This window comes from Streptomyces sp. NPDC006012, assembly GCF_042871185.1.
In the GTDB taxonomy this organism is placed as follows: Bacteria; Actinomycetota; Actinomycetes; order Streptomycetales; family Streptomycetaceae; genus Streptomyces.
The window spans coordinates 1-12,822 of sequence record NZ_JBIAIE010000056.1; the positions used below are offsets into that span (position 1 = coordinate 1).

General features: G+C 72.8%; 8 protein-coding genes and 2 pseudogenes. 3 read left to right on the forward strand and 7 right to left on the reverse strand.

The window, feature by feature from the left end; genetic code table 11:
• The 5 genes and pseudogenes from ACFYPJ_RS38690 to tkt all read right to left on the reverse strand — a co-directional run.
• Positions 1-232, reverse strand: a pseudogene (locus tag ACFYPJ_RS38690) (glucose-6-phosphate isomerase); the annotation flags it as partial.
• A 1-nt stretch (position 233) separates the two neighbouring features.
• Positions 234-1,160 carry a glucose-6-phosphate dehydrogenase assembly protein OpcA gene (gene opcA / locus ACFYPJ_RS38695; RefSeq protein ID WP_389026782.1) on the reverse strand — a complete coding sequence of 309 codons (927 nt, stop codon included), beginning with the start codon at positions 1,158-1,160 and terminating at the stop codon, positions 234-236.
• Complete coding sequence (zwf, locus tag ACFYPJ_RS38700) at positions 1,157-2,785, reverse strand: glucose-6-phosphate dehydrogenase (RefSeq protein ID WP_389026784.1); 1,629 nt, start codon at positions 2,783-2,785, stop codon at positions 1,157-1,159. Before zwf ends, opcA begins: the two co-directional genes overlap by 4 nt.
• The gene (gene tal / locus ACFYPJ_RS38705) at positions 2,782-3,927 is read right to left on the reverse strand and encodes a transaldolase (RefSeq protein ID WP_389026786.1); all 1,146 of its coding nucleotides are present in this window, start codon (positions 3,925-3,927) and stop codon (positions 2,782-2,784) included. The genes zwf and tal overlap by 4 nt, the downstream gene beginning before the upstream one ends.
• Before the next feature lie 19 nt (positions 3,928-3,946).
• A complete protein-coding gene (tkt, locus tag ACFYPJ_RS38710; protein WP_389026788.1) occupies positions 3,947-6,022 on the reverse strand; it encodes a transketolase in 2,076 nt (691 codons plus the stop codon).
• 155 nt (positions 6,023-6,177) lie between these two features.
• On the opposite strand from tkt, the gene ACFYPJ_RS38715 reads away from it, so the two are divergent.
• Together ACFYPJ_RS38715 and ACFYPJ_RS38720 are read left to right on the forward strand one after the other, a co-directional pair.
• Positions 6,178-7,074 carry a helix-turn-helix domain-containing protein gene (locus ACFYPJ_RS38715; RefSeq protein ID WP_389026790.1) on the forward strand — a complete coding sequence of 299 codons (897 nt, stop codon included), beginning with the start codon at positions 6,178-6,180 and terminating at the stop codon, positions 7,072-7,074.
• Between the two features lie 475 nt (positions 7,075-7,549).
• Complete coding sequence (locus ACFYPJ_RS38720; protein ID WP_389026792.1) at positions 7,550-10,219, forward strand: FAD/NAD(P)-binding protein; 2,670 nt, start codon at positions 7,550-7,552, stop codon at positions 10,217-10,219.
• Positions 10,220-10,575: 356 nt separating this feature from the next.
• Here ACFYPJ_RS38720 and ACFYPJ_RS38725 read toward each other — a convergent pair whose 3' ends face one another.
• On the reverse strand, positions 10,576-10,923 hold the full coding sequence (locus ACFYPJ_RS38725) for a DUF4981 domain-containing protein (protein ID WP_389026794.1): 348 nt from the start codon (positions 10,921-10,923) through the stop codon (positions 10,576-10,578).
• A gap of 217 nt (positions 10,924-11,140) precedes the next feature.
• Here ACFYPJ_RS38725 and ACFYPJ_RS38730 point away from each other — a divergent pair.
• Positions 11,141-11,389: pseudogene (locus ACFYPJ_RS38730) on the forward strand (6-phospho-beta-glucosidase); the annotation flags it as partial.
• A 21-nt stretch (positions 11,390-11,410) separates the two neighbouring features.
• On the opposite strand, the gene ACFYPJ_RS38735 reads toward ACFYPJ_RS38730, so the two are convergent.
• On the reverse strand, positions 11,411-12,535 hold the full coding sequence (locus tag ACFYPJ_RS38735; protein WP_389026796.1) for an ATP-grasp domain-containing protein: 1,125 nt from the start codon (positions 12,533-12,535) through the stop codon (positions 11,411-11,413).
• Between the last annotated feature and the right edge of the window lie 287 nt (positions 12,536-12,822).

Here is a 12,822-nt window from a genome sequence, read left to right on the forward strand (position 1 = left end):
CGAACACATCCGTCGCCACCGCCAGCTCCCGCAGCAACGCCAACGTCTCATCGGTGACGAGATGCTTCGAATAGTCGATGTACAGGTCACCGACCCGTACGACGTACCGCTGGGCCCGTTCGGGGTCCGTCGCGAACAGCTCACGCAGGTCCTGCTGCCACTCGGCGCGATGGTCGGCGAGCGCGGCCCACTCGGGCCGCCGGGTGAGCACAGGGTGGGTGGACTCGGCCATGTCAGGAGTTCTCCTTGGTGCCGTCGCCGCGCAGGGCGATGGCGTACATCTCGTCGGCGTCGAGGCGGCGCAGCTCCTCGGCGATGAGTTCGGAGGTGGGGCGGACCTTCAGGGCGAGGGTGCGGGACGGCTGGCCGGGCAGGGTCAGCGTGGCCAGCGGTCCTTCGGGCCGGTCGATGACGATGTCGCCGTCGGCGGTGCCCAGGCGGACGGCCGTGACGACCGGACCGGCCGTGACGACCCGGTCGACCGGGACCGCGAGGCGCACCTCCAGCCAGCGGGCGAGCAGTTCGGCGCTGGGGTTCTCGGCCTCGCTCTCCACGGTGGCCGAGACGATCCCCGCCCGGGCCTGGTCCAGGGCCGCGGCCAGCATCGAACGCCACGGGGTGAGCCGGGTCCAGGCCAGGTCGGTGTCGCCGGGGGCGTAGGAGCGGACGCGGGCCTCCAGCGCGTCCAGCGGGTGTTCCACCGCGTACATGTCGGTGATCCGGCGCTGGGCGAGGGCGCCCAGCGGGTCCTTCGCCGGGTTGTCGGGCGCGTCCACCGGCCACCAGACGACGACCGGCGCGTCCGGCAGCAGCAGCGGCAGCACCACGGAGTCGGCGTGGTCGGAGACCTCACCGAAGGTGCGCAGGACCACCGTCTCGCCGGTGCCCGCCTCGTAGCCGACCCGGACCTCCGCGTCCAGCCGGGACTGCGTGCGCTCCCGGGGGGTCCGGGTGTGCCGCTTGATGACCACCAGGGTGCGCGAGGGGTGTTCGCGGGAGGCGTCCTCGGCCGCCTTGATGGAGTCGTAGGCGTTCTCCTCGTCCGTGACGATGACCATCGTCAGGACCATGCCCACCGCCGGGGTGCCGATGGCACGGCGGCCCTGCACAAGGGCCTTGTTGATCTTGCTTGCCGTGGTGTCGGTCAGGTCGATCTTCATGGCCTGCGCCAGCTCCGTCCGTCTCGTGCGAGCATCTCGTCGGCTTCCTCGGGTCCCCAGCCGCCCGACGCGTACTGCGCCGGCCGGCCGTGCGCCGCCCAGTACTCCTCGATCGGGTCGAGGATCTTCCAGGACTCTTCCACTTCCCGCGGCCGGGGGAACAGATTGGCGTCGCCGAGCAGTACGTCCAGGATGAGCCGCTCGTACGCCTCGGGGCTGGACTCCGTGAACGACTCGCCGTAGGCGAAGTCCATGGAGACGTCCCGGATCTCCATCGAGGTGCCGGGCACCTTGGAGCCGAAGCGGACCGTCATGCCCTCGTCGGGCTGGACGCGGATGACGACCGCGTTCTGGCCCAGTTCCTCCGTCGAGGAGCGGTCGAAGGGGGAGTGCGGGGCCCGCTGGAAGACCACCGCGATCTCGGTGACCCGGCGGCCGAGCCGCTTGCCGGTGCGCAGGTAGAAGGGGACGCCCGCCCAGCGGCGGTTGTCGACCTCCAGCTTGATGGCGGCGAAGGTGTCGGTCTTCGACTTGGCGTCGATGCCGTCTTCCTGGAGGTAGCCGACGACCTTCTCACCGCCCTGCCAGCCCGCCGCGTACTGTCCCCGGACCGTGTGCGCGCCCAGGTCCTCGGGCAGCCGCACCGACTTGAGCACCTTCAGCTTCTCGGTGACCAGCGACTCCGCGTCGAACGCGATCGGCTCCTCCATCGCGGTGAGCGCCAGCAGCTGGAGCAGGTGGTTCTGGATGACGTCCCGGGCGGCGCCGATGCCGTCGTAGTAGCCCGCCCGGCCGCCGATGCCGATGTCCTCGGCCATGGTGATCTGCACGTGGTCCACGTACGACCGGTTCCAGATCGGTTCGTACATCTGGTTGGCGAAGCGCAGCGCCAGGATGTTCTGGACGGTCTCCTTGCCGAGGTAGTGGTCGATCCGGAACACCTGGTCCGGTTCGAACACCTCGTGCACGACCGTGTTCAGCTCGCGGGCGCTGGCCAGGTCGTGGCCGAACGGCTTCTCGATGACCGCGCGCCGCCAGGAGCCCTCCGGGGGGTCGGCGAGCCCGTGCTTCTTCAGCTGCTGGACGACCTTAGGGAAGAACTTGGGCGGCACGGACAGGTAGAAGGCGAAGTTGCCGCCGGTGCCGCGCGAGCTGTTCAACTCCTCGACGGCCTTGCGCAGCTGTTCGAACGCCGTGTCGTCGTCGAAGTCGCCGGGCACGAAGCGCATGCCTTCGGCGAGCTGCTCCCACACCTCCTCGCGGAACGGGGTGCGGGCGTGCTCGCGCACCGCTTCGTGCACCTCCTGCGCGAAGTCCTGGTGCTCCCAGTCCCGGCGGGCGAAGCCCACCAGGGAGAAGCCCGGCGGCAGCAGCCCGCGGTTGGCCAGGTCGTAGACGGCCGGCATCAGCTTCTTGCGGGAGAGGTCGCCGGTGACCCCGAAGATCACCAGGCCGGACGGACCGGCGATCCGGGGGAGTCGGCGGTCGCGGGGGTCACGGAGGGGATTCACCCAGTCGGCCGCCGGCACGGCCGGCGCGGCCGGTGCTGCCGCTGTTGCCGGTGCGGCTGGGGCGGTCGGTACGCGGTCCGTGGCCGGTACCGGTTCCTGCTCGGAGACGCTCATCGGACGTCGGCTCCCTTGCTGTCCAGGGACTTGGAGACGGCGGTCAGCAGCTCCTGCCAGGCCGCCTCGAACTTGGCGACGCCCTCGTCCTCCAGCTTGCGCACGACCTCGTCGTAGGAGATGCCGAGCCGCTCCACGGACGCGAGGTCCGCACGGGCCTGCGCGTAGCCGCCGGTCACCGTGTCACCGGTGATCTCGCCGTGGTCGGCGGTGGCGTCGAGTGTCGCCTCCGGCATGGTGTTGACGGTGCCGGGTGCGACCAGTTGGTCGACGTACAGGGTGTCCTTGTAGGACGGGTCCTTCACGCCGGTGGAGGCCCACAGCGGGCGCTGCTTGTTGGCCCGGGCTCCCGCGAGGCCCGTCCAGCGGGCGCCGCCGAACACCTCTTCGTACGCCTCGTAGGCCAGTCGCGCGTTCGCCAGCGCCGCCCGCCCCTTGAGGGCAAGGGCCTCCTCGGTGCCGCGGAGCGTCAGCCGCTTGTCGATCTCGGCGTCGACCCGGGAGACGAAGAACGAGGCGACGGAGTGCACCGCCGACAGGTCCAGGCCCGCCGCCCTGGCCCGCTCCAGGCCGGCCAGGTAGGCGTCCATGACCTGCCGGTAGCGTTCGAGCGAGAAGATCAGCGTGACGTTGACGCTGATGCCCAGGCCGATCACCTCGGTGACGGCCGGCAGGCCCGCCTCGGTGGCCGGGATCTTGATCATGACATTGGGCCGGTCGACGAGCCACGCGAGCTGCTTGGCCTCGGCGACCGTCGCCGCGGTGTCGTGCGCGAACCGCGGATCGACCTCGATGGAGACCCGGCCGTCCCGGCCGTCGGTGGCCTCGTACACGGGGCGCAGCACATCGGCGGCGGCGCGGACGTCGGCGGTGGTCATCATCCGTACCGCCTCGTCGACCGTGACGCCGCGCGCGGCGAGGTCGGCCAACTGCTCCTCGTAGCCCTCGCCCGAGCCGATGGCGGCCTGGAAGATGGACGGGTTGGTGGTCACGCCCACGACGTTCTTGCCGGCGACGAGTTCGGCGAGGTTTCCGCTGCTGATCCGGCGCCGTGACAGGTCGTCGAGCCAGATGGACACCCCCGCACGGGTCAGGCGTCCCAGTGCTCCCGCGGTCGCGGTTGCTTCGGTCACTGTGATCATCTTCTTTCTGGCGTTCGGATCAACCGCGGGCGGCGGCCAGGGATTCCCGGGCCTCGGCGGCGACGTTCTCGGGGGTGAAGCCGTACTCGGCGAACAGCGTCTGCGCGGACGCGGAGGCGCCGAAGTGTTCGAGCGATATCACGCGTCCGGCGTCGCCGACATAGCGGTACCAGGTCAGACCGATGCCCGCCTCGACCGCGACCCGGGCCCTCACGGCCGGCGGCAGGACACGTTCGCGGTACTCGCGCGGCTGCTCCTCGAACCACTCGACGGACGGCATCGACACCACGCGGGTACCGACGCCCTCGGCCTCCAGCAGCTCCCGTGCGGCGACGGCCACCTGCACCTCGGAACCGGTGGCGATCAGGATCACCTCCGGGGTCTCGGCCGACGATTCGCGCAGCACGTACCCGCCCTTGGCCGCGTCCGGGTCCGGCGCGTACGTGGGCACGCCCTGGCGGGTCAGCGCGAGCCCGTGCGGGGCGGGGTGCGTGGTGTGCCTCTTCAGGATCTCGGCCCAGGCGACCGCGGTCTCGTTGGCGTCCGCCGGGCGGACGACAGCGAGGCCGGGAATGGCCCGCAGGGCGGCCAGGTGTTCGACGGGCTGGTGGGTGGGGCCGTCCTCGCCGAGGCCGATCGAGTCGTGCGTCCACACGTAGGTGACGGGCAGCTGCATCAGTGCCGCCATGCGGACGGCGTTGCGCATGTAGTCGGAGAACACCAGGAAGGTGCCGCCGTAGATTCGGGTGTTGCCGTGCAGGGCGATGCCGTTCATCTCCGCGGCCATGGCGAACTCGCGGATGCCGAAGTGGACGGTGCGGCCGTAGGGGTCGGCACCGGGCAGCGGATTGCCCTTCGGCAGGAAGGAGGAGTTCTTGTCGATGGTGGTGTTGTTGGAGCCGGCCAGGTCGGCGGAGCCGCCCCACAGCTCGGGCAGGACCGGGCCGAGTGCCTGGAGCACCTTGCCGGAGGCGGCGCGGGTGGCGACGGACGTGCCCTCCTCGAAGACGGGCAGCGCGTCCTGCCAGCCGTCGGGCAGCTGACCGGCGACGACACGGTCGAAGACGCGGGCGCGCTCGGGCGCGGCGGTGCGCCACTCGGCGAGCCGCTTGTCCCAGGCGGCGTGCGCCTCGGCGCCGCGGTCCAGGGCCCGGCGGGTGTGGGCCAGCACCTCGTCGGCGACCTGGAAGTGCCGGTCGGGGTCGAAGCCCAGGACCCGCTTGGTGGCCGCTACCTCCTCGGCGCCCAGGGCGGAGCCGTGCGCGGCCTCGGTGTTCTGCGCGTGGGGGGCGGGCCAGGCGATGGTGGTGCGCAGCGCGACGATCGACGGGCGCCCCTTCTCCGCCCGGGCCGCGGCGAGCGCCGTGTGGAGGGCGTGCACGTCGACGTCGCCGTTCTCGGCGGGCTCGACGCGCTGCACGTGCCAGCCGTAGGCCGCGTAGCGCCCGAGCACGTCCTCGGAGAAGGCCGTGGCGGTGTCGCCCTCGATGGAGATGTGGTTGTCGTCGTAGAGGAAGACCAGGTTGCCGAGGCGCTGGTGGCCGGCGAGCGAGGAGGCCTCGGCGGAGACGCCCTCCTCCAGGTCGCCGTCCGAGACGATCGCCCAGATCGTGTGGTCGAAGGGGGAGGTGCCCTCGGGGGCGTCCGGGTCGAACAGACCGCGCTCGTAGCGGGCCGCCATCGCCATGCCGACGGCGTTGGCGACGCCCTGGCCGAGCGGCCCGGTGGTGGTCTCGACCCCCGCGGTGTGCCCGTACTCGGGGTGGCCGGGCGTCTTGGAGCCGTGGGTGCGGAACGCCTTCAGGTCGTCCAGCTCCAGTTCGTACCCGGCGAGGAACAGCTGCGTGTACAGGGTCAGCGAGGTGTGGCCGGGGGACAGGACGAAGCGGTCGCGGCCGGTCCACTCGGGATCTGCCGGGTCATGCCGCATCAGCTTCTGGAAGAGCGTGTATGCGACGGGGGCCAGGCTCATCGCCGTACCCGGGTGCCCGTTGCCGACCTGCTGTACGGCATCGGCCGCCAGGAGGCGGGCGGTGTCCACGGCACGCCGGTCGAGGTCGGTCCACTCGAATCCGTCGGTTGATTGCGTGCTCATCTTCAAGAAGTCCTCGATCTCAGCGGAGTTCAGGCCGGACGCGTTAAAACTTAAAAGTCTGACTTTTGAGAAGGAAGGTCGAGGTGTGTCAGCCTGTGGTGAAAGTGGGACACCGGCGCCACGGCGGCGCGTGACCGGGGTGGCACAAGAACGACATGGCGGGCAGAACAGTGCAAGGTGGCGGTGACGGTGACGAAATCAGGACCTTTCCCTTCCCGGTCGACCTGAGCGTCGGCGGAGTCGGCATCCAGGTCGGCCCGATGGCGGCCGAACGCACCTGGCACCCGGAGGCCCCGCTGCGCCGCGTGCACCGCATCGACTTCCACGTGGTCCTGCTGTTCACCGATGGACCGGTCCAGCACATGGTCGACTTCACCGAGTACGAGGCGACGGCGGGCGACGTGCTGTGGATCCGCCCCGGGCAGGTCCACCGCTACTCCCGTACGTGTGAATACCACGGGACCGCCCTCACGATGCAGCCCGGTTTCCTGCCCCGCGCCACCGTGGAGACCACCGGCCTCTACCGCTACGACCTGCCGCCCCTGCTCCACCCGGACCCCGCGCAACTCGACGCCCTGCGCGCCGCGCTGGCGCATCTGGGCCGTGAGTACGAGGACACGCGGACCCTCCCGCTCGGCCTGCACACGGCGGTGCTGCGGCATTCCCTGACGGCGTTCCTGCTGCGCCTCGGTCATCTCGCGGCCAGTTCCGCGCCCACGCACCGGCAGCAGGCCGACACCACGTTCACGCTGTTCCGTGACGCGGTCGAGCAGGGCTTCGCCGCCAACCACAGCGTCAGCGCCTATGCCGACGCGCTCGGTTACTCCCGCCGTACGCTCGTCCGTGCGGTCCGCGCCGCCACCGGTGAGACCCCCAAGGGCTTCATCGACAAGCGGGTGATACTGGAGGCCAAACGGCTGCTGGCCCACACCGATCTGCCCATCGGCCGGGTCGGCGCGGCCGTCGGCTTCCCCGACGCGGCGAACTTCTCCAAGTTCTTCCAACTACACGCCGGCCTGACCCCGGCGGCCTTCCGTGCGGAACTCGGCTGACGCCCGCCCGTTCGCCGTACGACGGCTCCTGCGCCCTACGTCCGCCCGTGCGCCGCACTGCGGCCGCTGCTTGGTGGCCGGACGGCGTGCGCAAGGGGTCCGCCTGCGTGGAACTCCCTTCGTGACGGCCCGGCCGGCGGAGGCCGGCGTGCCCTGCGCGATGCGGACACGACACGCTTTGCTGGCGAAATGCCTGATTGCCCCCTTTGTGTCCGGACATTCTGCTCCGCTCGACCGGGGCGGCCTTTGAATCCGTACGGCGCTCCCTTAGATTCCCCTGAGGACAGGGCCGGTCGGGGGCATCGCACCCAGCGGAGCAGGGGGTTGTCCGGGCCGGTCCGTTCGTGGAGGGAGCATGAACGCCCGACCGGCGGTCCTGAGTTTCCGGTGAGATCCCCGGGTCGGCCCGGCTTCCCCGCCGATCTGCCAGGAACAGTGAGGAAGCAGCAGCTCGCCGACCCTGCCGGAGGTATCCATGACCGAAACCAGCAAGCGCCCCGTCGTGGCCGTCGTGGGAGCCGGCGCGTCGGGCACCCTCACCGCGGTCCAGCTCTGCGAGACGGCGGCCCGCCGCCGGATCCCGCTCGATCTCGTCCTGGTCGACCCGGCCCCGGAGGCGGGCCGCGGCGTCGCCTACGCCACCCGGGACCCGCGGCACCGCCTCAACGTCCCCGCGGGCGGCATGAGCGCCTACCCCGACGACCCGGGACACTTCACCCGCTGGCTGTGCCGGCACGGCGAACCCACCGTCACCGGCGCCGACTTCGCCACCCGCTACCGCTACGGCGCCTATCTCGCCGACACCCTCGGCCAGGCCGTCGTACGCGCCCATGGCACCGTCTCCGTACGCCGCCTGCGCACCCGGGCGGAGGACTGTACCGGCACCCCCGACGGCCGGGTGGAGCTCCATCTCGCCGACGGGGGACGACTGACCGCGGACGCCGCCGTGCTCGCCACCGGGCTTGCCGCCCCGTCCGCCGGCTGGGCCACGCCCGGGCTGCGGAACTCGCCCCGGTTCATCGCCGAGCCCTGGGCGCCCGACGCCCTGGACGGCCCGATCGCCGACGACGCCGACGTCCTGCTCGTCGGCACCGGCCTGACCGCCGTCGACCTCGCCCTCACCCTCGACCGCCCCGACCGCACGGTGCACGCCCTCTCCCGCACCGGTCTGCTGCCCCAGCCGCACGCGCTCGGCCCGGCCGGTCCGATGCCCGCACCCCCGGACCTGTCCGACACCTCGCTCGGCCCGCTGCGCCGGGCCGTCTACCGGCACCTGAGCCGCTCCCTGCGCACGCACGGCGACTGGCGTCCCGCCCTGGACAGCCTGCGCCCGCACACCGCCCGGCTGTGGCACAGCCTCACCCCCGAGGAACGGCAGGAGTTCCTGGCCCGCGAAGGCGCCCTGTGGAACACCCACCGCCACCGCATGGCCCCCGCCACCGCCGAACACGTCTCGCGCGCCCGCACCGCCCGCCGGCTGCACATCCACACCGGCACGGTGACCGACGTCCGGGCCGACGGCGACGCGGGGCTGCGAGTCGAACTGTCCGACGGCCGTACGCTCTCCGTGGGCTGGGTGATCGACTGCACCGGTCCGGGGCGGCGACCCGACGACCCACTGTGGCGCGCGCTGTTCGCCGCGGGCACCGCGGTCGCCGGGCCGCTCGGCATGGGCGTCGCCACCCGCGACGGGCGTCTCCTGGACGCCGGCGGGGACGCCGGGGCGCCGCTGTTCACGCTCGGTGCGCCGCGCCGCGGCGAGCTGTGGGAGACCACCGCGATCCCGGAGATCCGCGTCCAGGCGGCCGAACTGGCCCGGCAACTGCTCGCCCCGCTCACCGCCCGGCCCCGCACCGGACGCCGGCCGGCCGACGGCCACGGCCTCGCCCTGTCCACCCACGCGGAGGCGGCCGCCGCCTACCGCGGCGCACTCGACCGGGTCCTCAAGGTCCGCGCCCGGGCGGAGGACGGCTTCGCCCGCGCCGTCGCCCTCGACCCCGGCTTCGCCCTCGGGCACGCCGCCCTCGCGCTGCTCGGCCACGAGTGCTCCGCCCCCGTCGACGTGCCCCGCGCGCTCGCCGACGCGCAGCGCGCCGCCCGCGAGCGGGCCGACGACCGCGAGCGTTCCTTCGTGGACGTCGTCACCCGCCGGATCGCCGGCGACGACGGCGACCGCGCGCTCATGACACATCTGCAAACCTACCCCGGTGACGCGCTCGCGCTCGCCGCGGCCGTGCCCACCATCGCCTTCTCCGGGGTGAGCGACCTGCACGACGACGACGCGCTGCGGCTGCTCGACCTGACCTCGCCGGCCTTCGACGGCCACTGGTTCCACACCTCACTCCTCGCCTTTCTGCGCCAGGAGCAGGGCCGGCTGCACGAGGCGGGGGAACTGGCGCACCGCGCCCTGGCCGCCGAGCCCGCCTCCGGGCACGCCGTACACGCCCTCGCACACGTCCACTACGAGTCGGGCGCCCACGAGGCGGGCCGGGACTGGCTGGACCGCTGGGTGTCGGGCCGCGGCCGGGGCGCGGTCCACAAGGCGCACTTCTCCTGGCACATCGCCCTGCACGAACTCGCCCTGGACGATCCCGCCGCGGTACGCAGGCGCTGGTTCGCGCAGCTCGCGCCCGGCCGGGTGACCGGGGTACGGGCGCTGGTCGACTCGGGTTCGATGCTGTGGCGGGCCAGGATCAGCGACAACTGGCCCGGCGACCTGCCCACCGCCGACGTGCTCGACGCGGTCGCTCGTGACGTGCTGGAACGGCCCGCGACCGCGTTCACCGCGCTGCACGCCGCGGTCGCCCTGACCGCCGCGGGCGACCTGCCCGCGCTGCACCGGCTGCGCGACCACGCGGCGGCGGCCGACCCGGTGCAGCGGGAGGTCATCGCGCCGCTGTGCGAGGCGTTCGCCGCGCTCGTCGAGGAGCGGTTCGCTCAGGCGGCCCGTGGTCTCGACGCGCTGCTGCCGGTGCTGCGCCGGGTCGGCGGCAGCGCGGCGCAGCGGGAGGTCGTGGAGGAGACGCTGCTGTACGCGCTGGTGTCCGACGGCCGCTGCGACGCGGCACGCCGCCTGCTGGACGCCCGCCTGGACCGTAAACCGGCACCCCGCGACCGGCGGTTGCTGGCGGCACTGCCCGGTTGAGGGGCGGTCGCCGGCCACGGCTGAGGAGCCTCCGGGTGCGCCGGCGCCGGTGCGCGTGGGCCGGCTGCTCGGCCCGGCTGCCCGGTCGAGACGCCGTCGCACGGCCTGGCGGGGACGCGGTCGCGGCGCCAGGCCGTCTGGGCGGGCGGAGCGTCCAGTTGGTGTGCCGGGGGGAGGGGCGTGCCCGCTGCCTGGCTGGGGCCACCGTCGCACCGTACGTCTCGGGGACGCCGCGGCGCCGTGGCCGTCCGGGCTTTCGGACGGCCCTTGCCGTTCCCTGCCAAGTGCGGATCACCGTCGGCGCCCCCACCGAGACCGCGGGGCGGCGGCGGGGCGCGGAAGCGCCTGACCTGCCGCTACCCCTGACGCCGCGTCAGCCGGAGTCTGGGGGCACACACCGCGGTGCCGCGCGGCGCCCCCGGCTCGTCCCGCGCCGTGCGCACCCGCAGGGTCAGCACCACCTCGCCGCCGTCCGACGGCAGCGGGAACGGCAACGGCACCGCCGCGGTCTGCCCAGGCAGCAGATCGGGCAGTTCGGCGGGCGCGGTCAGGACGAGGCCGTCGGTGCGGGACAGCTCCCACTCGCCCGCCAGCCAGGCCAGGCCGCGCCGCCGCTGGCGGTTGCTGAGGACGATCCCCTCATGCCGGAAGCACGCGATCCGGACCGGACCCGCGCTCTGACGGTCCTCACGCATCACGCCCATGCCCGGCCGGTCTTCCCTCGCTCACGTAGGGGAGGATACCGCGGCCCCGGAACCGGCGGATGAACCCGCCCTGACGGCCCGGCATTGCCCCGACGGCAGACGGACGGCAGCCGAGCCCGCCGTCCGGATAAGCGCGTGCGGACGAGCCGGCGCATGAAGTGTGAGGCGTGCCGGCCGGCGAGGACGGCGGTGCCGCCCGGCACCGGCAGCACCGCCGGAGGTTCCCTGCCTTCTCGACGCGAACGGCGCGCACCCGGTCGCCGTGGACCCGCTGCCCCTGTACGCGACCGGTCTGGTCTGCGCGGTCAAGGCGGTCGAGCGCGAGGTGCCGGCCGCCGCCGCGTCCGGTTCCCGGGTGGCGGCCGTACGGGCCTTCGCGCTGCACCCGCTGGTCGACTCCGTCGCTATGGCCCGCAGACTGGTCGCGGGCCATACCGAGGTGCACCCCGGGCCGGCGTACCTCCGACAGGGGAGGCGCACCGTTCCGCTACAGCGGCAGGGCCTGCGGTGCGCTCTCCCGCGGCGCCGCGGGGACGGGCGGCGCGGACCGCAGCGTCCCGGTCTCTTCGGGCCGCCGCTGCGGCAGCGGCGCGGGCCACACCGGCCGCGGCCCCGACACCACCGTGTAGTCCGGTCCGATGAACGGCGGCTCGATCTCTCCCTGGTCCTCCCCGAGCGCCAACTGCACCGCCGCCCAAGGGGCGTTCACCCCGCACAGGGAGAGCTGGTGCAGGCCGCCCGCGGGCCGTGTGTTGACGTCGAGCAGTACCGGCCGGTCGCCGTACATCCGGAACTGGATGTTGGACAGATAGTGCAGCCCGAAGCCCTCCGCGATCAGCCGGGCCGGTTCCAGCCACTGTTCCTGCACCGTGAACCCGCGCCGGCGGCCGGTCTTGGTGCGGCCGACGGCCAGCCGGAGCCGGTTGTCCGGCCCGGTCAGGCAGTCCACCGACACCTCCGGCTGTTCCAGTCGTGGCATCACCAGCCAGTCCACTGGGTGATCGGCCCGCCGGAGCGCCGCCACGACCAGGTCCAACTGCACATGGGGACTCGGGAACCCGCTCAGGTGCACGAGTGACAGCGGGCTGCGGGTGATCACGCGGAAGCCCACCCCGCCCGCGCCGACGGCCGGCTTGAAGCACGCCTTGTGCCCGCCCGCCTCCAACTCCTCGACGGCCGCGATGAGTTCGTCCGCCGTGCGCACCCGCTGCCACGGCGGCACCGGTACCCCCACCGAGCGCGCCGCCGCGTACGCGGTCGCCTTGTCCTCGAAGAGGGCGACCGCCTCCGCGGTCGGCGCCAGCAGTGCCGTTCCGGCCGCGGCGAACTCGGCGCGGTGCGCCACGATCGCGGCCTGGTGCAGCCGGGGCACGAACACGTCGATGCCGCGCCGTGCGCACTGGTCGAGGGCGTACTCGACATAGCCGGCCGGCGACAGGCCTTCCGGTTCCAGGTCGGCGGTGTCGGCGGCGGCCAGCACGGGGGAGTCGGGGTCGCCGTGCGTGGCATGGATCTCGACCGCCCGGTCGCTCGGATTTCTCCGCAGCTGATCCATGAAGAACACGTTCTCCGCGTACGTGCGATTGAGCCAGACGCGTACGCGGGAGAGCATGCAGGCCGCCTTCCGGGGGCTTTGGGGCAGGGCTCAGCAGGCCCTTGCCGGGCATGGTGGTGGGAGGAACACCGAACCGCGCTGTGCGACGGATGGTCGTGGCGGTGGTGTTGCGGCGATCATACGGGCTTCCGGAGGCCCGCCGTGCAACGCGGGTGTTACCGGGAGTCTTGCAGAAGGCCCGGGCGTTCGCGTCGGGGGTGAATGCGTCTCAAGGCTGCTCTGACGTGCACGTCAGAGCGGACGTTTTTGCTGCTCGATGTACTGGCGGACGATCGTCAACGGTG